We start from the raw sequence: 22,751 nt of genomic DNA, 5'->3' as shown, positions 1-22,751 counted from the left end.
CTGTTCCTTTTTTTAGTATAGAGGATTTTGATGTGGGCAATTCGGAAAGGCATGTATATCTTGAATTTGGCTAAAATCATAATGCTTCATTGCGAACTGCGCTTGATAAAGGTATTCATACACATATAATTGACCATCATGTGCTGAACATAATACACCAGAGGTTCCTTGCCCATTTATGAAGGAAATACCGATAGGGCGTCCGATTAAGTATTGTATTTTTTGTTGCCAATGCATAGGGGAATCACTCCTTTTTGAGATAATATACGAAATGAATGAGTGAATTGTTGCTTATCCACATAATTATGGAGGCTTTTTATATAATTCCTAGAAGATATTCATATGAATGAATTACAAGTGCGAGAAAGGAATGCATAATGAAGAAAGAAAATATTTTAGAAGAAAAGTTAAATATAATAGAATGGTGTCAAACATTACAGCAAGTACCTGATGATATATGGTTTCAGGCATTAAGAGAAGGTTCATGGGCAATTGCGGATGTGATTTCACATTTTATCGTTTGGGACGTGTTTTTAATAAAGGATAGAATTCCATACTTTATAAGTGGACAATCTGTACCAAATGTTCCAATAGATGTTGAGGAAATGAATAAGGGAGCAATTAAATATGCAAGATCTGGTATTTCAAAAGAAGAACTATTAAATCAATTTAGTGTTACTCGTAAACAGTTAGTGGATGGAATTGGGCGAATTCCCACCCAATATTTTTATAATGACTACCAATTTGGCACTAAAAAAGTGAAATTAAATCATTACTTTTCATCACTCATTCAACATGACTTAAAGCATAAAGAAGAAATAATGCAATTTCTAATACAAAATTAAGCCTATAATAAAAACCGCTAACATTCGTAATGAATGTATAGCGGTTTTTATTTATATTTTTACGCAAGATTTTTACGTTTTTTTGTCCATTTTTTTATAACGAAGTATAAAACAATAAGTATGACGCCACCAATTGCGAATGATTTCACATATGGTCCAGCGATATCATTAATATTCTCCCAATTTTCACCTAGTTTTTCACCTAAGTAAATGAAAATGATAGACCAAGGGATGATTGCGAGTGCTGTTAACGTAGTGAAACGTAGGAATGACATTTTTGTAATACCAGCAGGAATTGAAATCGCATGACGCACTACTGGAATGAAGCGTGCTGTAAAAATGACGCCAGTTCCGTAACGATTAAACCAATCTTCTGCAGCATCTATTTGTTTTTTATGTATGAAAATATATTTTCCATAACGTTCTAATATAGGGCGTCCGCCGTATCGGCCAATCCAATAAATAAAGATTTGAGCAATAACACCACCAATTGTACCAAACACAACTGCGCCTAAAAATGAGATACTACCATTGAATACTAAGTATCCCGCATAAGCAAGGACAATCTCACTTGGGATAATTTCAATCATAAGTCCAAGCATAATGCCCCAATAACCTAGCCCTTCAAAAAATGTTAATACTGAGTGAATAAAACTACTTACCATTGTTGCACCTTCTAGTTTATGTATTTTTGAATAGGTGAACCTTATAGTTAATAATATAAAAGATTCACTATGTGTAGATTATACCTTATTTGTATAGGGGATTGCTATTTCAATTCTTTTATGTTCTTTATAAGGATTATAGTAAAGTATATAAGTTCAATTTTCATGAAGAGAGAATGAAAAGATTATTAAAAATTCCTCATATTCTAATGATAATAGACTGAAAATTAAGTATAATAGTGGAGGTCTTTAATTTACAAAAATAGGAGGAGAACATATGTATATTACAGATCCGATTTATGGACCAATATCTATTCAGGATAGATATATTCTTCAATTGATAAATACAAAAGCATTTCAAAGGTTGGCGGATATAAAACAACAAGGACATACATACTTTTTACACGAAAACGCAATACATACGAGGAAAGAACATTCAATAGGTGTATATGTACTTGTAAATAAAGTGATAGAACATCTTACGAATATTGGTGATATTCATTTATCAGAATATGAGAGGGAATTATTATCTGTTGTAGCACTTCTACACGATATTGGCCATGGTCCGTATTCGCATTGTTTTCAACAAATATCAGGTGAAGATCATGGTGAGTGGACTATACGAATCATTCAAGAGGACGAAGAAATACGCACGATTTTAAATCAGACCCCTGGATTATTAGATGATGTAATGAAAGCTTTAACAGAAGATGGTGCTTTTCTAATTATAGATGAACTATTATTTAATTCATTAGGCATGGATCAATTAGATTTTTGGAATAGAGATTTATATTATTCTAATCTTGAATTAGAGGGCTTAAGAATTGAAGAACTGATTGCTAGTATGCGTTTTATTAATGGTAAACTTGTAATTGAAGAATCTGGAATCCCTTTGATTGAACAACTAATGAAAATGAAAGAAGGACTTTATAATAATGGCTTTGGTCATCCGTTTGTAATAGGAAAAGATTTATTGTTGCAATCCATTTTTCAAAAGATAACTGAAAAAAACCTTAAATTCTATACTCCTGAATTACAAAATTTCTTTTATAAAGAAGAGGGTTTATTAGTAGAGGACTTTCTTCCATTACAAGATGAAATGATTTTACATGAAGTTCAGTGCTTTGCAAAATCAGAGGACAAACAATTAGTGGCGTTAATTCAGCTTTATTTTTCAGGTACTAAAAGTTTATCATTTCAAAAAGGGCTGGAGGGTGATTTTAAGAGGGAGAATAATAATTTAGCAATAATAATTGAGAAAAAGGCGTACAGTTCATATGTAGGTGGTATTTACGTCTATAGTGAGGGGCAGCTAGAGGATATTGTAGAAAAATCCCCTTTTATTCGAGAGATAGTAAGGTTACCTAAAAAAGAATATGCATATTCAATTTAATTAGTTTGAAAACATAAAATGGATGAGGTGGAAATGTGGAGTGGAAAGAACGCCTTTTAGAAATGGATGATTTACCAGTTATATTAGAATGGTATAACGATGAAAAATTACATAACATAGCGGATATAAAACCATTTAAGCGATATACAATCGAAGAGCTTCGTCAGTACTGGACCGAAAAATTGTCGCGGTCTCATGCAAGTTATCATGTAATAGTAGTGAAGGATGAAGTAATAGGTAGAGTTGGATTAAAAAAGACGAAATATGATGATATATATGTGATGGAATACTCTATTCTCATTGGCGTTTCGAATTTATATTCAAAAGGGCTTGGAACGGAGATTACAAAGTATTTTATTAGTAAATCATTTTTAGACCCTGATATAGAAGCAGTTCTATTGCAAGTTAGGGAAGATAACAAGAGGGCGATTCGTTGTTATGAGAAAGCTGGATTTGAAAAAGTAAAATCGTATGTGGAGAATGAAGTGAAAGTGTACGAAATGCGTAGAGTTAAGAAAGAGGAAACAGTATAGAAAGAAAAAAGCGTGTGTATTTAATTCTGAATATAGCGTGAATTAGGGAGAGTGAATAAAATACATGAAACATAAAATTGCATTACTGGCAGATGTACATGGAAATGCAACTGCTTTAAAAGCAGTTATCGAAGATTCTATGAAAGAAAGTGTGACTGAGTATTGGTTTTTAGGAGATTTAATTATGCCTGGTCCTGGATCGAATGATTTATTTGAAATGTTAGAAAGTATTAACGTTGATACTTATGTACAAGGAAACTGGGAAGATAGCTTTCTTGATGTTCTTAATAAAAACATTGATATTGATAACGCAACTGATATTTATGTTTCTAGATTAGTTCAGTATCAATGTGAAAACTTGGATGAAAACTATATTAAGCATATTAAAAATTTACCATTACAGATAATAAAACAGGTTAATGATTTATCAATCAGTATTAGTCATAATTTACAAAATAAAAATTACGGAGGAGATTTGTGGCCCACTAATAATCAGGAACAGTTTGATCGGTTATTTGATCGTGAATATGATATTGCGATTTACGCTCATACCCACCATCAATTGTTGCGCTATAGTAGCAATGATCAATTAATTATTAACCCAGGAACAGTTGGACAACCTTTTTACAAGTGGAATAAGCTAAACTCTGACTTACGTGCTCAGTATGCAATTCTTGAGATTGATGAGGCAGGGATTGCGGAGGTGAGATTTAAAAAAGTTTCTTATGATGTAGAAAAGGAATTAAAAAACGCTATTAGTAAAAATCTTCCTTATATTGATTTATATCGCGAATTGCTCGAGACTGGAAAAACTCATACTCACGATATTGAATTATTGCGAGAAATTAATGATAAATACAATTACAACGATGATGTAATTAAGTTTATCGAGAAAATCTAATAGGCATTTAGTAGCACGAAATGAAGATTGTTGAATGAATTATAGATTAGTAATGATAATTACATAATCAAGAGCAATTGTAAAATGAAACTTATATGTAAACGATTTTTGCATCTTATATTGATATAAAAAACAAGCATCTCCCAGTTCTACATATAAGATAGGGGGATGCTTGTTTTTTTACGGCTTCACATCTAAATTTTGTAGAAATAAAGTTGCTGTTACGTAACGTTTCGCTAACATTTGTACATATGCGGTATGTACAGAAAGTGTGGCGATAATAATGGCGTTACGGATTGCTTCACGTTGTTCGTTATTAACCTGATCGAACTTGCTTGCAATTTTATCAGCTCTTTCTTTTACGATGTTTTCAATTGTATGGATTGTATCTGTTGCATTTAATTGTAAGCAATTCCCTTGATTGAGTTCTTCAAATAGAGAAGAGTATGCTCCATATAAATGAACAGGATTGATTAAGTCATCACTTCGATCGGCTGGGTCGTTTACGATAAGGCGTAATAGCTTACGAATGGATTCAAAATCAAGTGCTGTTTTTAAATCTTCAACAATGAATAGTAAGGCTGCTTGTTCAATTGAATATTTTTTTCCTTTTTGAGGAGAGCCAATCATTTCTTTTATATCTCGTTTCACCCAGTTTTGCATGGCAGTTACAGAGAAACTTGTGTTTTCGATCTGATTGCCAAGCGCGACTATTTCATTTAAAGAGAAACCGACGTCTGTATCGTCAATTTTTATCAGTTTTTCAAAAATAGGTGAAAGTGCGGTAGTGATAAAAGCAGTTACGCTTTGTCCGCTTTCAATATCTTTTTTATGTGACTTTGCCCAAGCTTCTTGTAAAATACCGAGAGGCTTTTTCGTATTCCATCCTCTTAATGATAGAAGAAGGGTAGCCATTTCGTTTCGTGTGAGATGAAATGTTTCCATCTTTTCACCTCCATAAATAATAAAAAGTTCTTATGAACCTATAATATGTTTTGTTTCATTTAAAGTCAATTCTGTTTTGCTTAATTTTTCCTTTGTCACTAAACTGTCGGAAGTAAATAACACTTGCATATTTCGACAAAAGTTCATATAATAAGTTCATAAGAACCTTTAAAATGTTTTTAAAAATAAATCTATCATTCTGAATTTACTAGAAAGGTAGATTTCACATATATCTATATAAAAGGAGAATGGATATAATATGTTGAAAAAACTTGTAGCAGTCATGACAGCATTCATGGTTATCTTTGGAGCTAGTAGCTTCATGTTTGTAGATCACGCAGCAGCGAAGAGTTACAAATCTGGTAAAAAGTCGTTTACACCAAGTTCAGGTCAAAAGTCAAAAGTTGATTTAAACAAAAAAGACTCAAATGTAAATTCTCAAAAAACGACTCCTGATTCAAAAACAAAAGCAACAAATACAGCACCAAAAAGTAATAAAGGAAGCTTTATGAAAGGTTTATTACTAGGTGGTCTCGGTGGTTTACTAATGGGTAGCTTATTTGCAAATATGGGAGCTCTTGGTTCTGTATTAGCATTTATGGTAAATATGTTAGTAATGGCTGGTATCGTAATGTTAGCAATTCGTGCATTTAAATACTTCAAAGATCAACGTAAGAAAAAGGAAGATGAAGTAGCATGGAAACGATAAAAATTTCTGAACAAGAACTGATCAATGCCCTTTGCGTATATATCGCTGAAAAAAGACAAGTTGGTCCAGAAGAAGTTTTAGTTGAACTTATGTACGACGATGACTATGGTTTTTCTGCTGAAGTAGAGGTAAATGGTCGCCAGCAAATTTTAATTCAAGCGAACTTAATCGAAGCACTACGCTTATTACTTGACAGAGAATATAATGTCAATTCATTTGCGGCGAGATTACAACTTGAATTAGATGATGAAGAAGGTATTTACGCGTTAGCGAAATTTAATAACTCAGATGAGTAGGAAAAAGAGCTGTTGAGAGTATTCTCAGCAGCTCTTTTTAGTATGTGCATATGCAAGGGAATAATCACGCCAAATTTCATTCATTTTCCGTCTACCGACATCAACACCTTGGTTAAATTGAATGGCAGCTTGTTGACGTACCGCATGTACATGTTGGATTGCTTGTTGCAATTGTTGTTCCACAGAATGGGATTTTTTATTTGCCTGTTTTACAATTGAATATCCAGCAACAGTCCCTTGTGCCATGGCAATTTTCCCGCTTTCAATGCCAGTTATATTGCCGGCTACAAATAAACCAGAAAGAGGGGTTTCCATTGCTTCGGAATGGAGAGGAACATGCCCGCCTAATTCCGGAATGTAACGGAACGGACAGCCAGCTACAGCGGCTAGTTCAGCGAGAGGATATAAGCCACCGGCAATACAAACGAAGTCTGCTTCATATATTTGTTCCGATCCGGTTACGATATTTCCTTTCGTATCAATATTAGCAATGCGTACACCTTCAACTTGATTTGTTCCGATAATTTCAAGAGCTGCTTTTCGAAGGTGAAGAGGTGTACCGTTTATTTTCATTCCGCTGTTTGGATAGAAGGTTAATCCGGCTTTTCGAATCCAGCCATATTTCATAAAATGGCTACCTATGCGTAGAAAAGCAGAAGGAGCGAGATGAGCCGCATTTAAAAGAGAGTTAAAAACTTCTTCTGGTTCTCCAGCCTGTTGACTTAATTCACTTTTTTCAGGAAGTACGATATGTTCAACTTTGATGCCTGCTAATTGTAATTCATTCAAAATAGCGAATGACAAAATGTTAGCACCAATAATGATTCCTTTTTCCCCAACTTGAACGCGATGAACATTTGTCATTACTTGGGCTGCTCCGATTGACATGACTCCTGGAAGTGTCCAACCGGGAAGGGGAATGGAGTACTCAGCAGCGCCAGTAGCAAGTAAAACGAACGGTGCTTCTAACGTACCGATATTCGTATGTACGTACCAAGAACTTTCATCTTTATCTAAATTATAGACGGAAATGCCACATTGAATATTAACTGAAAGAGATTGTGCTTCTTCGTGAAGGCGTTTTGATTCTTTTATCCCGTTCCACCATTCTCCAGTAGGTTCTTGATGTAATTGTCCTAACAATCTTCCGCCAGGCTTCATAAATTCATCAATAACAAGTACATTCAGTCCAAATCGAGCGCAAGAGATAGAGGCTGATAAACCCGCTGGGCCAGCTCCGATAATTATGACATCATTCATCGCTTTTTCACCATCTCTCTCACGATATTTGGATGCTGTTTACCACTAGCAACAACCATATCTTTTTCAACGACAGTTAAGCATGCTCGTACGTTTGCTTGATTGTTTACTGTGACGCGGCATTCAGAACAATGTCCGATATTACAGTAAATACCTCGCGGCGTTCCGTTATCTTCGTGCACTCTTAATGTTCTTATTCCGTTTGCAAGTAAAGCGGCCGCAATCGTTTCATGTTCATATGCTTCATATTGTTGACCGTTAAATTGAAAAGTAATGCGATTACTATTATGTAAACTTCCTAAAATAGGGTGATGTGTAATTCTACTCATTTACTTTCACCTACCGATCCAAAAGTAACTGCTCGTACCGGTGGTTGATATTTCAATGGAATATCATTTGTAGTTACGCCTGGATTTGCATGTTCAATCATTCGATCTATCATCATTCTACATGTGCGGCCACCGCAAAATCCCATGCCAGCACGTGTTCTTAGTTTTAATTCTCTTGCCGAGCATTTATATTCAGCAATTGTCGATTGAAGTTGACCGTATGTAACTTCTTCACATCGACAAACAATTAAGTGGTCTTTATTCGTCATATGTATTCCTCCTCTAGTTCGGTTTGCACAAATTATATAATGCAAAAACTATGCCAATATAGAGGAGGTAAGGTTTATTGTAACCCGAGCTTTTTTAAACGGTTATATAAAGTGGCTCTCGTAACACCAAGTTGTTTCGCACATTCTAATTTATTTCCATTCAAAATGCGTAAAGCCCTCTCAATGACCTTTTTCTCATGTTCCTCCATCTCTTCTTGTAAAGAGAGGATTGTATTATTGTTGCTGAGTAATAAGGAATGAGCCGCATGATTATCTAAAGTTTCGGTTGTATGAAATGGTAAATATTCTTGTTTTATAATACCGTCAGTCGCAAATACGACAAGTCTTTCGACAACGTTACGGAGCTCGCGAATATTACCTGGCCAATTGTAATGAAGCAGTTCATGCATAATGCTGGACGGTAAGTCGCGAATGGGTCTGTTATAGTTGATTGAAAAATCGTTTAAGAAAGAGTAGGTTAATTCAATGATATCTTCGCGTCTTTCGCGCAGCGGTGGAATATGCAAACTAACTACATTTAGACGATAGTATAAATCTTCTCGGAACGTGCCTTTTCTCATTTCTTCTTGTAAATCACGATTGGTAGCAGCGATAATACGGAAATCAATATGAATCTCTTTTTCTCCACCAACTCGGTAATATTTTCGTTCTTGTAGTACACGTAAAAGTTTCACTTGCATATCGAGCGGCATTTCTCCTATTTCATCAAGAAATAATGTGCCACCTTGGGCGAGCTCTATTTTACCTTTCTTACCTTTACTATTTGCACCAGAAAACGCCCCGCGCTCATAGCCGAATAATTCACTTTCAAATAATGCTTCTGGAATTGCGCCGCAGTTAATTGAAATGAACGGAGCTTTAGCTGCTTCACTTGCATCATGAATTGCTTTCGCAAATACTTCTTTTCCAACACCACTTTCGCCGAGTATTAAAACAGTTGATTTCACCGAACAAACCTTTCTAGCTAATTGTATCGTTCTTTGTATAACGGGGCTCTTTCCATTCATCGTAAGGAAAGGGTCGGATTCATCTTTATACTTTGCTACTTCTTGTTCTAAACGGTGCATTTCATGTGACATATTGAATAGTTTTTCATTTAATGCGACTTGATTTGTAACGTCAGTTTCTGAAACGACTGCTCCTATAATTTCACCGTTACAATAAACTGGATTTGAGTTAATTAATACGAACAAATCTGGACGAGGTTGATGGAACTGAGCGATTATACTTTTTCCGTCATGTAATGATTGCAAAATTTCCAAATCTTTATAGTCAAAAAAACGAGTGATAGGTTGCCCAATAATCTCATTATGCTTGACTGAAAAGATCTTCTCGGCGCCATCTGTCCAGGTGCAAACGCGTTCTTTATCATCGATGACTGTAACGGAAGAATCCGTTGTTTGTATTACGGTGTTATAAAAAGAATGGAGTTCATTGTATGACTTAACAAGAAACGGGATGATTTGCTGAGCTGTTATACAGCATATAGGCTCTTTATTTTCGTTCATTATGATAACGACTATTTCATTGGAAAACGCGTCAATTAAAGCGGTGAATGATTCATCTTCATATATTACTGCGCAGTTATATTTTTCTGTAGTAGAAGGGCGGTAATAATACTTTCCGTTAATTTGCTCAATATGTTGCAAGCAGTATGTATGATTAATGGATAAAATTTTTAGAAATTCTTTTATTGTGGGAAATGAGAATGCCATATTGTCCTCCTATTATGTATAAAAATTTTGACAGTGATAAAAAAATAATACACTTATTTGCGATAAATTTAAAATATTTTTACAAATAAAAATATTATTTATAAAAATTGTATATATGTACAGTTGGCACGTCAATTGCATAAAAGAAAGTGAGAGCTTTAGGGGAAGGAGGAGTATTTTGTGAGGCACTGCGACGTTTTAATAATTGGCGGCGGTATTATTGGCTGCTCGATCGCTTATTACACTTCAAAATACGGAAGAGACGTAACAATCATTGAAAAAGGAGAATTTGTCAGCGGGACGTCTTCACGGTGTGACGGAAATATTTTGGCTATTGATAAAGACCCAGGATTTGATAGTCAAATGTCGTTAGTAAGTCAAAAATTAGTAACGGATTTAAGTGAAGAGTTAGAGCACTCATTTGAATATAGGGCACCAGGAAGTATTCTTGTATGTGAGTCGGATGAAGAGATGGAAGCAGCGCAGCAATGGGTGAATCGTCAAAAAGAAGCGGGTTTACCGTTTCGAATGCTTGATAGGCAAGATATAAGAGCAGAATCGCCATTTTTTGCAGATGATTTATTAGGCGGGTTAGAATGCGCAACAGATTCGACTGTAAATCCATATCTTCTTGCTTTTTCACTTCTTGCAGAATCGAAGAAATATGGTACGAAGGCTTTTAATCATACGGAAGTAAAAGAAATGAAAAGAGATAAAGAAGGTTCCTTTATTGTAGAAACGACAAATGGGACGTTTACTGCGAAGCAAGTGGTGAACGCAGCGGGTGTGTGGGCTCCGAAAATCGGACAAATGTTGGATATAAATATCCCAATTGAACCGAGAAAAGGGCATATTATTGTAGCTTCAAGGCAACAACACGTTGGTTGCCGTAAAGTAATGGAATTTGGTTATTTAATTTCTAAATTTGGCGGACAACGAAAAGTGGATGCTTTAACTGAAAAATATGGGGTAGCTCTTGTGTTTGAGCCGACAGAAAGCCAAAATTTTTTAATTGGTAGTAGTAGAGAGTTTGTAGGGTTTCATACGAGGATAAATAACGAGGTTATTAAATGTATTGCGAACAGAGCAATACGTTTTTATCCGAAAATGGCGGATATGATGGTGATTCGTTCCTATGCTGGATTACGCCCGTGGACAGAAGATCATTTGCCGATTATTTCACGTGTGGAACATATCCCAAATTACTTTATAGCAGCAGGGCATGAGGGGGATGGCATTAGTCTTGCCGCAGTTACAGGAAAAGTGATTGAAGAGTTATTAAATGAAAAAGAAACAATCATTCCTATTGAACCACTTCGTTTGAGTCGTTTTACAGAAAGGGTGTTAAACGGATGAGGTCACAAAGAGTCTTTACGACGATTGATACACATACGGGTGGGAATCCAACGAGAACATTGATTAGCGGTCTACCTAAGTTAATAGGCGAGACGATGGCAGAGAAGATGTTACATATGAAAAAGGAGTATGACTGGATTCGCAAATTGTTAATGAATGAACCGCGTGGTCATGATGTAATGTCAGGAGCACTATTAACAGATCCGTGTCATCCTGAAGCAGATATTGGTGTTATTTACATAGAGACAGGTGGATATTTACCGATGTGTGGTCACGATACAATTGGTGTATGTACAGCTTTAATTGAATCAGGTTTAATTCCGGTAGTTGAACCGATTACCTCGTTAAAGTTAGACACGCCAGCCGGGTTAGTTGAAGTGGATATCTTTGTTCAAGATGGAAAAGCGAAAGAAGTCTCCTTTTGTAACATACCAGCTTTTTTACTGAAACACATTACTGTAAACGTCGAAGACATTGGAACTGTAGAGGCTGATATTGCGTATGGAGGGAATTTTTATGCCATTATCGATGCGAAATCAGTAGGGTTAGAGTTAGTACCAGAAAACGCATCTACAATCATAGATAAGGCAATTCATATAAGAAATATCATTAATGAGAAATTTGAAATCATTCATCCAGAGCATTCGTTTATTAGAGGATTAACCCATGTGGAGTTTTATACAGATCCTACACATGAAAGTGCGCATGTGAAAAATACAGTTGTCGTTCCGCCTGGAGGAATTGATCGTTCTCCATGTGGTACAGGAACATCAGCAAAGTTAGCGGTATTATATGCTAACCAAAAAATTGAGATTGATGAAGAGTTTGTTCACGAGAGTATCGTTGGTTCTTTATTTAAAGGGTGCGTTATAAATACGACAAATGTTGAAAATATTGAAGCTGTCGTAACGAAAATTACAGGTTCAGCTTGGCTTATGGGGATGCATAGATTTTTTTACAATGAAAAGGATCCACTGAAAGAAGGCTTTTTGCTAATTCCGCCGATGGAACATGAAACGGAGGATGTAAAATGAACATTCAAAAAATGTATACAGCAGTAGACGTACACGTAAATGGCGAGGTATTCCGTGTAATCAAAGATGTACCATGCAAGTACTACTACAATTTAGAACAATTAAACGAACAATTTTCAGGTGAATTAGCGGAAGAAATGCAGCTTTTATTAAATGAACCGCGTGGTTTTATCGGTTTAAATGGATGTATCGTCGTTCCTTCTATTCATCCGGAAATCGATGCAGCTGTATTATTTTTTAATCATGAAGGGTCAATACCTCTTCATTACGGAGGTATTGTCGCAGTCATAACGATGTTACTAGAAAGCGGATATTTAAAAAAGAGAGAGACGAATCAATACAAAATCGAAACGTTATCTGGCATATTTTTAGTTCATGCGTATGTAGAGCATGATGAAGTTGTATCTGTTTCGTTTGAAAGTAAAGTATGTTATATGATTGAGAAAAATTTACAAGTTGAACATATAAGTTACTCTCTCATACAGGCAGATAAAGTATACGCAGTTGTAGAAAAAGATGCGTATTCACCAGAAATTCATATTGAAAACATTTCTGAATTGAAAAAATGGGGAGAAAGTACACTACAAGCTATACAAAAACAGTCGTTAATAAAAAGGCTTATTTTAGTAGATTCTTCGCAAAAAGAAAAGAACCATATAAAGTCGATTACCTTTCATGAAGATAACTTTATCGTACGATCGCCAGGTTTTGTTTCTACTATTGTGTCTTATGTTCACGCGTTATTTAAAAATAATTATATAGCGGATAAACCTTTTATAAATGAAAGTATATGTAATAGCTTTATAACTGTTGAAAAAGTGAAGAAGGAAGAAATAGGTTACATTTTCCGTTTTGAAAGTAGAGGATTTATTACAGGGATGCAGACGTTTCTATTAGATCCTACAGATCCGTTTCCGACAGGATTTTTATTAAAATAAAATAGTAAAGGGAGAGATAAATATGAAAAATATTAAAGGGGCATTTCCAGTATTAATCACACCGATGGATGAGTTTCAAGAGATTAATTGGAACGGTGTAAAACAAAACGTAAACTACTTTATTGAGCAAAAAGTGGCTGGCATTATTATTAATGGAAGCACAGGAGAGTTTGTTAGTTTATCAAAAGAAGAACGATTTAAAATGGTAGAAACAGTATTAAAAGAAGTTGATGGTCGTATACCAGTTATTGTTGGAACTGCTGCGGAGACGACGAAAGAGACGATTGAATATACGAAACATGCAGAAGCGCATGGAGCGGATTGTGCATTAATTATAAATTCGTATTATTGTAAACCGAAAGAAGAGGAAATATATTTTCATTTTAAAGAAATCTCAAACGCTGTAAATATTCCAATTATGTTATACAATAACCCGTTTACATCTGGTGTTGATATGAGTACAGACCTCATGCTACGTATTGGAAAAGACTGTGAAAATGTTACACATATTAAAGAATCTAGCGGAGATATTCGAAAAGCGAGAGATTTAGTAAGACAAGGCGAAGATGCTTTTCAAGTGTTCTGTGGATCTGAAGATTTAGTTATGGAATCTTATTTAGTTGGTGCAACGGGATGGGTTTCAGTAGCAGGTAATATCGTACCGGGACTTGTTACGAAAATGTATGAGCATTTCCAAAATGGTGAATTAGAAAAAGCTTGGGAAATAAACGACGCTATTTTACCCCTTTGCGAGTTTCTTGAAGGATCAGGAAAGTATGTGCAAATTGTGAAACGATCAATGGAATTACACGGGCAAGCTGGAGGACCTTCACGTTATCCGAGACTCGGATTAACTGAAGAAGAAGATCAAAAACTTCAAACGATTATTTCAAAAATTGCAGCTCATGCAGCTGTTTAAATAAGGAGGAGAGCATAAATGTTAACGAAAAACATTGAACTAAAACCAAAAGTGAAAGCGTTTTTAAATGAAGAAATTAAAATGTTTATTAATGGTGAATTTGTTCCTTCCATTAGTGGAAAGACATTTGAGACATACAATCCAGCAACTGAAGATATTTTAGCTATCGTATGCGAAGCACAAGAAGAGGATATCGATGTCGCAGTAAAAGCGGCAAGATCTGCATTTGAATCAGGACCTTGGGCAGAAATGACTACTGCTGAAAGAGCACATCTTATTTATAAATTAGCAGACTTAATAGAAGAGCATGGAGAAGAATTAGCACAGTTAGAAGCTTTAGATAATGGGAAGCCATATCAAGTAGCACTGGATGATGATATTGCAGCGACTGTAGAAAATTATCGCTATTATGCGGGATGGGCTACGAAAATTATCGGGCAAACCATTCCGATTTCAAAAGATTATTTAAATTACACACGCCATGAACCTGTTGGCGTTGTAGGTCAAATTATTCCTTGGAATTTTCCGCTCGTTATGTCTTCTTGGAAAATGGGAGCTGCACTAGCAACAGGTTGTACGATCGTATTAAAACCAGCAGAACAAACTCCTTTATCGTTATTATATACAGCGAAACTTTTTAAAGAAGCAGGTTTTCCAGATGGTGTTGTAAACTTTGTGCCAGGTTTCGGCCCTGAAGCGGGAGCTGCAATTGTAAACCATCATGATATTGATAAAGTAGCCTTCACAGGTTCAACAGTTACAGGAAAATATATTATGCGTCAATCTGCAGAAACAATTAAACATGTAACGTTAGAACTTGGTGGTAAATCACCAAATATCATTTTAGAAGATGCTGATTTAGAAGAAGCGATTAACGGTGCATTCCAAGGTATTATGTATAATCACGGCCAAAATTGTAGTGCTGGATCTCGCGTGTTCGTTCACCGAAAACATTACGAAACAGTCGTAAATGAACTAGTAAAAATGGCGAATAACGTGAAACTTGGAGCAGGTATGGAGAAGGAAACGGAAATGGGTCCTCTCGTATCTAAAAAGCAACAAGAGCGTGTACTACATTACATTGAACAAGGAAAAGCTGAAGGCGCGACTGTTGCTGCTGGTGGTGAACGTGCATTTGAAAAAGGTTATTTTGTACAGCCAACAGTATTCATAGATGTTACTGACGATATGACGATAGTTAAGGAAGAAATCTTCGGTCCAGTTGTCGTTGTACTTCCATTTGATTCAACGGAAGAAGTAATCGAAAGAGCAAATCGCTCTTCTTACGGACTCGCTGCAGGCGTATGGACACAAAATATTAAAACAGGACATCAAGTTGCCAATAAATTAAAGGCAGGAACGGTATGGATTAATGATTATAACTTAGAAAATGCAGCGGCACCATTTGGTGGATTTAAACAATCTGGTATCGGCCGTGAGTTAGGTTCATATGCGCTTGATAATTACACAGAAGTGAAAAGTGTTTGGGTAAATATAAAGTAATAGAGAGATGAAATAATGAGATAGACGGACAACTGGAAGTTTTAATAATAGTTGTCCGTTTTCTTATATATAAAATAGTGTTCTAAAGAATGATAAGGGGGATTTGGATGGAGCAATTAGTAGAGTGGTTAGTAGGGCAAGTATGGAGTATAGGGCTAGTTATTTTCGCATTAGGGGCAGGGGTGTATTTTACTATTGCAACTCGTTTTCTACAAATTCGTTATTTTAAAGAGATGATTAAACTATTATTTGAAGGGAAGAGCTCGGAGACGGGAATTTCATCCTTTCAAGCATTTTGTTTAGCCTTATCAGGTAGGGTCGGAATAGGTAATATTGCAGGGGTCGCAACAGCTATCGCTTTCGGCGGGCCTGGAGCTGTATTTTGGATGTGGGTAATGGCTCTTTTAGGAGCAGCTAGTGCATTTGTTGAATCAACATTATCTCAAGTATATAAAAGTAAAGTTGGAAATGAATATCGCGGTGGTACACCATATTTCATTGAAAAAGGATTGAAAATGAAATGGTTTGCAATCATTGTAGCAGTCGTTGTAACACTTTCATATGGTGTTTTATTACCAGGTATTCAATCTAGTAGTATCGCAGTTGGATTCGAAAACTCTAATGGTATTAGCAAATATATAACTGGTATATTGTTAGTCATATTATTAGCGGCAATCATTTTTGGTGGCGTAAAGAGAATTGCAGGCGTTTCACAAATGCTCGTTCCATTTATGGCAATTGGATATGTAATTGTTACATGTATCGTATTAATTGCGAATGTAACGGAAATTCCAAGTATGTTCGCTTTAATTTTCTCTAGTGCTTTCGGTATAAATGAAATGTTTGGTGGAATCGTCGGTGCAGCAATTGCATGGGGCGTAAAGCGCGCTGTATTTTCAAATGTAGCTGGCGTTGGAGAAGCGACGTATAGCTCTGCTGCGGCTGAAGTATCTCACCCAGCAAAACAAGGGTTAGTTCAAGCCTTTTCTGTATACATTGATACAATTATCGTATGTACAGCGACAGCTCTTATGATTTTAATAACAGGTATGTATAATGTTATACCGGAAGGGAAAAGCGCTATTGTAAAAAATATAGGGAATGTTGATGCTGGTCCAATCTATACACAACAAGCAGTTGAAACTGTTATGACTGGGTTTGGTCCATTATTCATTTCAATCGCAATCTTCTTCTTCGCATTTACAACTTTACTCGCATACTACTATATCGCTGAAACGACACTTACTTATTTAGATCGTGAGCTTAAATATAGCTGGTTAAAACCAGTTTTGAAAATTGGATTTTTAATTATGGTTTACATCGGTAGCATAGAATCAGCGTCGCTTTTATGGAATCTTGGGGATTTAGGAATTGGTAGTATGGCATGGTTAAACTTAATTGCGATTCTACTATTAAGTAAAATCGCATTAAAAGTGTTAAAAGATTATGAAGTGCAGAAAAAAGAAGGGAAAGATCCAGTATTTGATCCTAAAAATGTAGGAATTGAAGGTTTAACATTTTGGGAAGAAAGAAGTAAAGAGGTTCAAAGAAAAAATGTTAAAGAACAAGAGGTAGTGGATGATAGTCTGAAACTGTAGTTTAAATAAACTGAACATTCACTCTATTGAACGAGGTATATTGCCTTCTTTTCATCACATACTACAGTAGGTACAGATAATTTGAATGGGGGTAATAATAAGATGGAACACGAACAACATCATAGTTCAGTAAATGACGTTCTACATCATTATAAAGAAGGAATCGGTAGTTTTACAAACCAAATTCCTGAAATTGCTGAAACATATAATGCATTCACGCAAGCTTGTTTTCAAGAGGGTTCTTTAACAAAAAGAGAAAAACAACTTATTGCATTAGGAATTAGTCTAGCAACGCAAGATGAATATTGTACCGTTTATCATACAAAAGGGTGTCTTGATCAAGGGTGTTCAGATAAAGAAATTCTGGAAGCGTGTGGTGTATCAGCAGCATTTGCTGGTGGAGCTGCAATGAGTCAAGCGGTAACTTTAGTGCAAGAGTGTTTAACAGAACTGAAAAATCATAAGCATTGAATAGAAAAAAACGTTTTAAACTTTATGTTTAAAACGTTTTTTATGTGAAATTACATTTGTATTCACTTTAATATTTTATATCTTCATAAATCGAATTCTCTACATCAGGAAGAACTGTGTATATGCTTTTACCGATTAAAGCTTCTAATTCTTTCTTAATTGCATAAAACCCTTTCCAATGTAATGATGTATGAGACGTTGTACCGTGACGTAAACTAACGGAAATCAATCTTCTTTCCAGCGTAGTAAAACCATCCGCGTCAGCAAGAGCATCACAAAGAGTAATTACTTTATTGTATAAATCGTAGTTACAATGTTCATTCAATATTTCAACTAACTGGATTCTCATATGATCAGGAACGAGACTCCACTCCGCTGCGATATCTATATGTTCATTTTTGCATGGGAATGAGTGTGTAACACAAATAACAGCGTTTCCTGTATACCCTAAATCATTCATATACATATAACCATCGTAGGAATGAATGACCGATTTGGTAAAACCTTTGTATCTTCCGATATCATGCAAAAGGGCAGCATTATATGCTATATCAGCATCTAGGTTATACCCATTTTTAATAAGTTCTATAATTATGTTTTCAGTTGCCTGAGCAACATTTATTGAATGTTCAAACCAAGGACCGGGGTTTTGTTCATATGCCCATTCGAGTAATTCTTTTGCATATGTTCTATCTACTATATATTTCATATCGTTATCCTTTCCCTAAAAAAGCATGTTTTAAAGAATTTCATCTTAGTATATCATTATTCCTCCTTTAAAAATTGGTACAATGAAACAAAAGGGGGATTAGTAATGCAAAATTTAGTAATTGAAGAGATTAAGAAAATAAATGATGATATGGAAGAGCTTTCTGAACTTTTGAAAACGGTTGTAAATGATGGGGCGTCAATTGGTTTTTTACCTCCACTGGATCAAAAAGAATCAGCGAAGTATTGGGAAACTGTTTTAGCACCAGAAGTGATCTTATATGTTGCTAAAATAAATAATGAAGTGGCAGGGAGTATTCAATTACATTTCGTTACAAAGCCTAATGGGATTCATAGAGCTGAAATTTGTAAGTTAATGACTCATCCAAACTTTAGACGTAATGGCATTGGACGTTCACTTATGCGCAAAGCAGAGGAACGAGCGAAGCAAGAAAACAGGACTCTTTTAGTGCTAGATACTAGAGAAGGAGATCCTTCGAATAAATTGTATAAATCATTAGATTATCAAGAAGCTGGAAAAATACCAGAATACGCAATTTCTCCAAATGGTAATTTAGATGCAACAGTTATTTATTATAAATTTTTATAAGTGATGATTAAAATGCTGTCATGCTTAAAATAATAAAGTTTGATTTTTAACACCGTCTATATTTCTCTAGCGGTGTTATTTGAATTTAATTAATGTGCTAATTGAATTTGAGAAAGTTTTTAGAGGGTTCTTTTCGTAATGTTCCTCGACTTATAATGGATGTAGAGAAGATGACTAGGCAACTATAGTTATTTTCGCTTTATTATGGGAAAGGGGATGACGAGATGAAAACGAAAGGTTTACAGAAGGTGAAGAAAGTTATATTAAGTGGTGGGATATTACTTACAGGATTGTTAACTTTCGGTTTTTCAGAAAAAGCTTCAGCTCATGGATACGTAGAATCACCAGCGAGCCGTTCTTATTTATGTAAGCAAGGGGTAAATGTAAACTGCGGTCCGATTCAATATGAGCCGCAAAGTGTAGAAGGAATAGGTGGATTCCCGCAATTAGGACCTTCGGATGGTCAAATCGCAGGAGCTGGCCATTTCCCTGCTTTAGATGTACAGACTGTAGATAGGTGGAAGAAAGTTACGTTAAACGGTGGGACGAATACATTCAAGTGGAAACTAACGGCTCCTCATAGTACGAAAGAGTGGAAATATTATATTACGAAGAAAGATTGGAATCCGAATAAGCCTTTAACGAGGTCTGATTTAGATTTAGTGCCTTTCTATGTAAAAAATGATGGAGGAGCTAGACCTGGAACTTCCGTAACACATGAAGCAAATGTGCCAACTGATAGAAATGGATATCACCTTATTTTAGCTGTGTGGGAAATCGCAGATACTGGAAATGCATTTTATCAAGTTATAGATGTTAACCTTGTAAATAACGGTTTAGCATCAAATAACGTGCTAAATCATGTAGTGCAAGTTCCTACTTTATTTTAAATAAAGTATACATTTCGATCATCTAATTCATTTTAGATGATCTTTTTTACGAAAAACGATGAAAAATATAGAAGAAAGTGCAATTATTTATAAAAAATTATGCTTTAAATATTGTCATATTTGCTTCTTTAAGATATCCTTTTCATGAAGAGGTGGAAAACATGGAAAAAGTACTAGTTTTCGGGCATAAAAACCCAGATACAGATGCAATTTGTTCTGCAATTGCTTATGCAGAATTGAAAAAAGAATTAGGAATGAATGCTGAGCCTGTACGTTTAGGCGAAATCAGCGGTGAAACTCAATTTGCGTTAGACTATTTTAAAGTAGAAGGACCGCGTTTTGTTGAGACAGTAGCAAACGAAGTGGACAACGTTATTTTAGTTGACCATAACGAGCGTCAACAAAGTGCTAACGATATCGAATCTGTTCGTGTGTTAGAAGTTATTGACCATCACCGTATTGCTAACTTTGAAACAAGCGATCCTATTTACTACCGTTGTGAGCCAGTTGGTTGTACAGCTACAATTTTAAACAAGATGTACAAAGAAAACGGCATTACAATTCGTAAAGAAGTTGCAGGTTTAATGTTATCTGCAATCATTTCAGATTCTTTACTATTCAAATCTCCAACTTGCACAGAGCAAGACGTAGCAGCAGCTCGTGAATTAGCGGAAATCGCTGGTGTAGATGCTGACAAATACGGCTTAGAAATGTTAAAAGCTGGTGCTGACTTAAGCGGAAAAACAATGGAGCAATTAATCTCCCTTGACGCTAAAGAATTCCAAATGGGTAATGCGAAAGTTGAAATCGCACAAGTAAACGCTGTTGATACAAATGACGTTCTTGTACACCAAGCTGAACTTGAAAAAGTTATCTCTGCAGTAGTAGAAGAAAAAGGTTTAGACCTATTCTTATTCGTTGTAACTGATATCTTAACTAACGATTCTGTCGGTCTTGCGATCGGTAAAGCAGCAAACGTTGTTGAGAAAGCATACAACGTATACCTAGAAAACAATACTGCTACATTAAAAGGTGTAGTATCTCGTAAAAAACAAATCGTACCAGTATTAACAGAAGCATTCCAAGCGTAATATTATTGAGTATGATTTAACAAAAAGACAAGTAGTCAGATTGGCTACTTGTCTTTTTCTTTCTCTAAAAAACAGAAAATTAGATTTTTAAAAGGAGAGTTGTGTATGTTTAATGATTTGGAGAGTAAATTACAGTCACTTTTAGAGCGAAATATTACTTCTGTTTTAGAATTAGAAAATTGGCTTTTCGATGAATTGCGTGTAAACGCTGAAATAGAAGAGAAGATAACAAGTAGTTTAATCGCCACGTATAGAGATACAGGTAACAGAAATATGCATGATTTACATATGTATAATCAAAATACAATTCAACCACTTTTAAAAAGATACAATGCAAAGTTTGACCAAAAATTTATAGAGTGTCCGTTTTCTAACTTATTAGACGAGCGAAAATATGCATTTATGAAAAAAGCAAGATTTGTAAAGAGTAAAATGTTTAATGAAAAAAACATTGCTCTTTCTATTAAAGAGCAAGAGTGCATTACGAAGTATAGAGAAATAATGTCTAACATAACAATTAATTGGGAAGGCGAGCAAAAGACGTATGCACACGTTAAAGCAAAGCTAGATAACCCAAATAGAGCTATTCGCGAAAAAGCTTGGTACGCTTTATGTGAAGCAAGGAGTGCAGTGAAACCAGAAGTGGATCGTATTATGAATGCACTTATACAATTGCGGAATGAGATAGCTTTAAATGCAGGGTTTAATAATTATAGTGAATATGCTTTTAAACAAAAAAACAGAGATTACAGTATTGATGATTGCTATAAGCTCCATGAATCTATAGAAAAGTATGTTGTACCAATTTGGAAACAGTTGGGAAGTATTTCCAAAAAGAATCTCGGTGTAAAAACGTATCGCCCTTGGGATCTTTCTCCATGTAATTTACCAAAAGTCCCATTCCAAAATGTGATTGATTTATTAAATGGTGTGGAAGAAATATTTCGAAAGACAGATTTATATTTTTATGAGAAATTTATTCATATAAGGAAAGCTGGATGCATTGACGTAGAAGAACGTGAAAATAAAGCACCAGGAGCTATTTGTTTTACCTTGCCTCATAGTAAAGAGGTTTTTGTGTATTCTAATTTTAGTCCTTCATTTTATGCAATTAATGCACTTATACATGAAGTGGGGCATGCATTTCATTTTTATAAACAATTTAAAAACGATAGTAGTATGCAGGAAAGATATCTGCGCGAAGAGGTGGCTGAACTTTATTCCCTCAGTCTTGAGTTATTAGTAATGGATAAGCTGAATGTTTTTTATAAGCAAGAGGATGAATATAAAGAAGTGCAACGCCTACAAATATATCGTGCTTTGTCTTTATTAATGTCGTCAATTGCAGGAGATGTATTCCAGCACTGGATCTATGCGAATCCAAACCATACACCAGAAGAACGTGATAAGAAACACGCCGAACTATGCAAAAGATATCAATATTCAACAGTCGACCTTGCAGGATTAGAGGATGAAATCGGTGCAAGCTGGATAGAGTCATTTCACTATGTTCAGTTTCCTTTTTATAAAATTGAATATGCAATTGCACAAATAGGAGCAATGCAATTGTTTCAAATTTACTGGGAAGACCCAGAAAAAGCGATTGCTTTCTTTAAAGAAGGTGCGAGTGCAGATTGGAATTTATCTATACAAGAAATATATGAAAAAACAGGTGTCACGTTTGATTTTTCGGAAGAAAGGATAGAAAGTACTGCAAGTGTTATTTTGGATGTGATCAATGAATTAAAATAA

At 35.2% G+C, this 22,751-nt stretch carries 25 protein-coding genes; 17 read left to right on the top strand and 8 right to left on the bottom strand.

From position 1 onward, the window contains the following. Positions 1-12: 12 nt before the first annotated feature. The gene (locus PQF83_RS08205) at positions 13-237 is read right to left on the bottom strand and encodes a hypothetical protein (protein WP_000558707.1); all 225 of its coding nucleotides are present in this window, start codon (positions 235-237) and stop codon (positions 13-15) included. Positions 238-377: 140 nt separating this feature from the next. Here PQF83_RS08205 and PQF83_RS08200 point away from each other — a divergent pair, with 140 nt between their 5' ends. Next, entirely contained in the window at positions 378-845 is a 468-nt protein-coding gene (locus tag PQF83_RS08200; protein WP_000711953.1) for a hypothetical protein, read from the top strand. Positions 846-904: 59 nt separating this feature from the next. On the opposite strand, the gene PQF83_RS08195 is transcribed toward PQF83_RS08200, so the two are convergent. After that, positions 905-1,510, bottom strand: a complete 606-nt coding sequence (locus tag PQF83_RS08195) for a DedA family protein (protein WP_000254816.1) — start codon at positions 1,508-1,510, stop codon at positions 905-907. A 277-nt stretch (positions 1,511-1,787) separates the two neighbouring features. Between PQF83_RS08195 and PQF83_RS08190 the strand changes: the two genes are divergently transcribed. The 3 genes from PQF83_RS08190 to PQF83_RS08180 all read left to right on the top strand — a co-directional run bounded on the left by PQF83_RS08190 (position 1,788) and on the right by PQF83_RS08180 (position 4,337). Then, the gene (locus tag PQF83_RS08190; RefSeq protein ID WP_000275985.1) at positions 1,788-2,903 is read left to right on the top strand and encodes an HD domain-containing protein; all 1,116 of its coding nucleotides are present in this window, start codon (positions 1,788-1,790) and stop codon (positions 2,901-2,903) included. A 35-nt stretch (positions 2,904-2,938) separates the two neighbouring features. Beyond that, a complete protein-coding gene (locus tag PQF83_RS08185; RefSeq protein WP_000454877.1) occupies positions 2,939-3,436 on the top strand; it encodes a GNAT family N-acetyltransferase in 498 nt (165 codons plus the stop codon). A 64-nt stretch (positions 3,437-3,500) separates the two neighbouring features. Next, positions 3,501-4,337, top strand: a complete 837-nt coding sequence (locus PQF83_RS08180; RefSeq protein ID WP_000680858.1) for a metallophosphoesterase family protein — start codon at positions 3,501-3,503, stop codon at positions 4,335-4,337. Between the two features lie 180 nt (positions 4,338-4,517). Here the strand turns inward: PQF83_RS08180 and PQF83_RS08175 are convergent, their stop codons facing one another. After that, the gene (locus tag PQF83_RS08175) at positions 4,518-5,282 is read right to left on the bottom strand and encodes a DUF1836 domain-containing protein (protein ID WP_000447224.1); all 765 of its coding nucleotides are present in this window, start codon (positions 5,280-5,282) and stop codon (positions 4,518-4,520) included. Between the two features lie 259 nt (positions 5,283-5,541). Between PQF83_RS08175 and PQF83_RS08170 the strand changes: the two genes are divergently transcribed. Further along, a complete protein-coding gene (locus PQF83_RS08170) occupies positions 5,542-5,991 on the top strand; it encodes a hypothetical protein (protein WP_000914477.1) in 450 nt (149 codons plus the stop codon). Then, positions 5,979-6,287: a YxcD family protein gene (locus PQF83_RS08165; protein ID WP_000447759.1), complete on the top strand. Its 309-nt coding sequence runs from the start codon at positions 5,979-5,981 to the stop codon at positions 6,285-6,287. The genes PQF83_RS08170 and PQF83_RS08165 overlap by 13 nt, the downstream gene beginning before the upstream one ends. Positions 6,288-6,311: 24 nt before the next feature. Here the strand turns inward: PQF83_RS08165 and PQF83_RS08160 are convergent, their stop codons facing one another. From PQF83_RS08160 to PQF83_RS08145, 4 genes are all read right to left on the bottom strand, one after another. Then, positions 6,312-7,547, bottom strand: a complete 1,236-nt coding sequence (locus tag PQF83_RS08160) for an NAD(P)/FAD-dependent oxidoreductase (protein ID WP_001000597.1) — start codon at positions 7,545-7,547, stop codon at positions 6,312-6,314. Further along, positions 7,544-7,876: a (2Fe-2S)-binding protein gene (locus PQF83_RS08155; protein WP_000087049.1), complete on the bottom strand. Its 333-nt coding sequence runs from the start codon at positions 7,874-7,876 to the stop codon at positions 7,544-7,546. The genes PQF83_RS08160 and PQF83_RS08155 overlap by 4 nt, the downstream gene beginning before the upstream one ends. Further along, positions 7,873-8,145 (bottom strand): (2Fe-2S)-binding protein, encoded by a 273-nt coding sequence (locus PQF83_RS08150; protein WP_000182238.1) that lies wholly within the window; start codon positions 8,143-8,145, stop codon positions 7,873-7,875. The genes PQF83_RS08155 and PQF83_RS08150 overlap by 4 nt, the downstream gene beginning before the upstream one ends. Positions 8,146-8,219: 74 nt before the next feature. Next, positions 8,220-9,881 carry a sigma-54 interaction domain-containing protein gene (locus PQF83_RS08145; RefSeq protein WP_000885712.1) on the bottom strand — a complete coding sequence of 554 codons (1,662 nt, stop codon included), beginning with the start codon at positions 9,879-9,881 and terminating at the stop codon, positions 8,220-8,222. A 180-nt stretch (positions 9,882-10,061) separates the two neighbouring features. Here PQF83_RS08145 and PQF83_RS08140 point away from each other — a divergent pair, with 180 nt between their 5' ends. The 7 genes from PQF83_RS08140 to PQF83_RS08110 all read left to right on the top strand — a co-directional run bounded on the left by PQF83_RS08140 (position 10,062) and on the right by PQF83_RS08110 (position 17,700). Then, entirely contained in the window at positions 10,062-11,237 is a 1,176-nt protein-coding gene (locus tag PQF83_RS08140; protein ID WP_001215251.1) for an NAD(P)/FAD-dependent oxidoreductase, read from the top strand. After that, entirely contained in the window at positions 11,234-12,271 is a 1,038-nt protein-coding gene (locus tag PQF83_RS08135) for a proline racemase family protein (RefSeq protein WP_001257532.1), read from the top strand. Before PQF83_RS08140 ends, PQF83_RS08135 begins: the two co-directional genes overlap by 4 nt. Continuing rightward, positions 12,268-13,209: a proline racemase family protein gene (locus tag PQF83_RS08130; RefSeq protein WP_001025583.1), complete on the top strand. Its 942-nt coding sequence runs from the start codon at positions 12,268-12,270 to the stop codon at positions 13,207-13,209. The genes PQF83_RS08135 and PQF83_RS08130 overlap by 4 nt, the downstream gene beginning before the upstream one ends. A 22-nt stretch (positions 13,210-13,231) precedes the next feature. Continuing rightward, on the top strand, positions 13,232-14,128 hold the full coding sequence (gene dapA / locus PQF83_RS08125) for a 4-hydroxy-tetrahydrodipicolinate synthase (protein ID WP_000789610.1): 897 nt from the start codon (positions 13,232-13,234) through the stop codon (positions 14,126-14,128). Between the two features lie 18 nt (positions 14,129-14,146). Next, positions 14,147-15,631: an aldehyde dehydrogenase family protein gene (locus PQF83_RS08120; RefSeq protein WP_000956375.1), complete on the top strand. Its 1,485-nt coding sequence runs from the start codon at positions 14,147-14,149 to the stop codon at positions 15,629-15,631. A gap of 107 nt (positions 15,632-15,738) precedes the next feature. Next, positions 15,739-17,229 (top strand): alanine/glycine:cation symporter family protein, encoded by a 1,491-nt coding sequence (locus tag PQF83_RS08115; RefSeq protein ID WP_272792294.1) that lies wholly within the window; start codon positions 15,739-15,741, stop codon positions 17,227-17,229. Between the two features lie 102 nt (positions 17,230-17,331). Then, positions 17,332-17,700, top strand: coding sequence for a carboxymuconolactone decarboxylase family protein (locus PQF83_RS08110; protein WP_000399705.1), 369 nt, complete (start codon positions 17,332-17,334; stop codon positions 17,698-17,700). A 67-nt stretch (positions 17,701-17,767) separates the two neighbouring features. Here PQF83_RS08110 and PQF83_RS08105 read toward each other — a convergent pair whose 3' ends face one another. Beyond that, positions 17,768-18,409 carry an HD domain-containing protein gene (locus PQF83_RS08105; RefSeq protein ID WP_000875268.1) on the bottom strand — a complete coding sequence of 214 codons (642 nt, stop codon included), beginning with the start codon at positions 18,407-18,409 and terminating at the stop codon, positions 17,768-17,770. A 105-nt stretch (positions 18,410-18,514) separates the two neighbouring features. Here PQF83_RS08105 and PQF83_RS08100 point away from each other — a divergent pair, with 105 nt between their 5' ends. The 4 genes from PQF83_RS08100 to PQF83_RS08085 all read left to right on the top strand — a co-directional run bounded on the left by PQF83_RS08100 (position 18,515) and on the right by PQF83_RS08085 (position 22,751). Then, positions 18,515-19,018: a GNAT family N-acetyltransferase gene (locus tag PQF83_RS08100; RefSeq protein WP_001180575.1), complete on the top strand. Its 504-nt coding sequence runs from the start codon at positions 18,515-18,517 to the stop codon at positions 19,016-19,018. A 224-nt stretch (positions 19,019-19,242) separates the two neighbouring features. Continuing rightward, positions 19,243-19,908: a lytic polysaccharide monooxygenase gene (locus PQF83_RS08095; protein ID WP_000850064.1), complete on the top strand. Its 666-nt coding sequence runs from the start codon at positions 19,243-19,245 to the stop codon at positions 19,906-19,908. A gap of 161 nt (positions 19,909-20,069) precedes the next feature. Continuing rightward, a complete protein-coding gene (gene ppaC, locus PQF83_RS08090; protein WP_000416845.1) occupies positions 20,070-20,999 on the top strand; it encodes a manganese-dependent inorganic pyrophosphatase in 930 nt (309 codons plus the stop codon). A 105-nt stretch (positions 21,000-21,104) separates the two neighbouring features. Beyond that, positions 21,105-22,751, top strand: coding sequence for a M3 family oligoendopeptidase (locus PQF83_RS08085; RefSeq protein WP_000481353.1), 1,647 nt, complete (start codon positions 21,105-21,107; stop codon positions 22,749-22,751).

Source organism: Bacillus sp. FF-1 (genome assembly GCF_028548245.1).
Lineage (GTDB): Bacteria > Bacillota > Bacilli > Bacillales > Bacillaceae_G > Bacillus_A > Bacillus_A paranthracis.
The sequence above is the reverse complement of the archived record's forward strand: the minus strand, read 5'-3'. Positions and strand labels throughout refer to the sequence as shown.

Bases quoted from the DNA above. Each gene is read 5' to 3' on its own strand.
- PQF83_RS08145 (WP_000885712.1), bottom strand. From the start codon at position 9,881: ATGGCATTCTCATTTCCCACAATAAAAGAATTTCTAAAAATTTTATCC.
- PQF83_RS08095 (WP_000850064.1), top strand. From the start codon at position 19,243: ATGAAAACGAAAGGTTTACAGAAGGTGAAGAAAGTTATATTAAGTGGT.
- PQF83_RS08180 (WP_000680858.1), top strand. From the start codon at position 3,501: ATGAAACATAAAATTGCATTACTGGCAGATGTACATGGAAATGCAACT.
- PQF83_RS08085 (WP_000481353.1), top strand. From the start codon at position 21,105: ATGTTTAATGATTTGGAGAGTAAATTACAGTCACTTTTAGAGCGAAAT.
- PQF83_RS08205 (WP_000558707.1), bottom strand. From the start codon at position 237: ATGCATTGGCAACAAAAAATACAATACTTAATCGGACGCCCTATCGGT.
- dapA (WP_000789610.1), top strand. From the start codon at position 13,232: ATGAAAAATATTAAAGGGGCATTTCCAGTATTAATCACACCGATGGAT.
- PQF83_RS08115 (WP_272792294.1), top strand. From the start codon at position 15,739: ATGGAGCAATTAGTAGAGTGGTTAGTAGGGCAAGTATGGAGTATAGGG.
- PQF83_RS08195 (WP_000254816.1), bottom strand. From the start codon at position 1,510: ATGGTAAGTAGTTTTATTCACTCAGTATTAACATTTTTTGAAGGGCTA.
- PQF83_RS08135 (WP_001257532.1), top strand. From the start codon at position 11,234: ATGAGGTCACAAAGAGTCTTTACGACGATTGATACACATACGGGTGGG.
- PQF83_RS08165 (WP_000447759.1), top strand. From the start codon at position 5,979: ATGGAAACGATAAAAATTTCTGAACAAGAACTGATCAATGCCCTTTGC.
- PQF83_RS08100 (WP_001180575.1), top strand. From the start codon at position 18,515: ATGCAAAATTTAGTAATTGAAGAGATTAAGAAAATAAATGATGATATG.
- PQF83_RS08150 (WP_000182238.1), bottom strand. From the start codon at position 8,145: ATGACGAATAAAGACCACTTAATTGTTTGTCGATGTGAAGAAGTTACA.
- PQF83_RS08155 (WP_000087049.1), bottom strand. From the start codon at position 7,876: ATGAGTAGAATTACACATCACCCTATTTTAGGAAGTTTACATAATAGT.
- PQF83_RS08105 (WP_000875268.1), bottom strand. From the start codon at position 18,409: ATGAAATATATAGTAGATAGAACATATGCAAAAGAATTACTCGAATGG.
- ppaC (WP_000416845.1), top strand. From the start codon at position 20,070: ATGGAAAAAGTACTAGTTTTCGGGCATAAAAACCCAGATACAGATGCA.
- PQF83_RS08190 (WP_000275985.1), top strand. From the start codon at position 1,788: ATGTATATTACAGATCCGATTTATGGACCAATATCTATTCAGGATAGA.
- PQF83_RS08130 (WP_001025583.1), top strand. From the start codon at position 12,268: ATGAACATTCAAAAAATGTATACAGCAGTAGACGTACACGTAAATGGC.
- PQF83_RS08160 (WP_001000597.1), bottom strand. From the start codon at position 7,547: ATGAATGATGTCATAATTATCGGAGCTGGCCCAGCGGGTTTATCAGCC.
- PQF83_RS08170 (WP_000914477.1), top strand. From the start codon at position 5,542: ATGTTGAAAAAACTTGTAGCAGTCATGACAGCATTCATGGTTATCTTT.
- PQF83_RS08120 (WP_000956375.1), top strand. From the start codon at position 14,147: ATGTTAACGAAAAACATTGAACTAAAACCAAAAGTGAAAGCGTTTTTA.
- PQF83_RS08200 (WP_000711953.1), top strand. From the start codon at position 378: ATGAAGAAAGAAAATATTTTAGAAGAAAAGTTAAATATAATAGAATGG.
- PQF83_RS08175 (WP_000447224.1), bottom strand. From the start codon at position 5,282: ATGGAAACATTTCATCTCACACGAAACGAAATGGCTACCCTTCTTCTA.
- PQF83_RS08110 (WP_000399705.1), top strand. From the start codon at position 17,332: ATGGAACACGAACAACATCATAGTTCAGTAAATGACGTTCTACATCAT.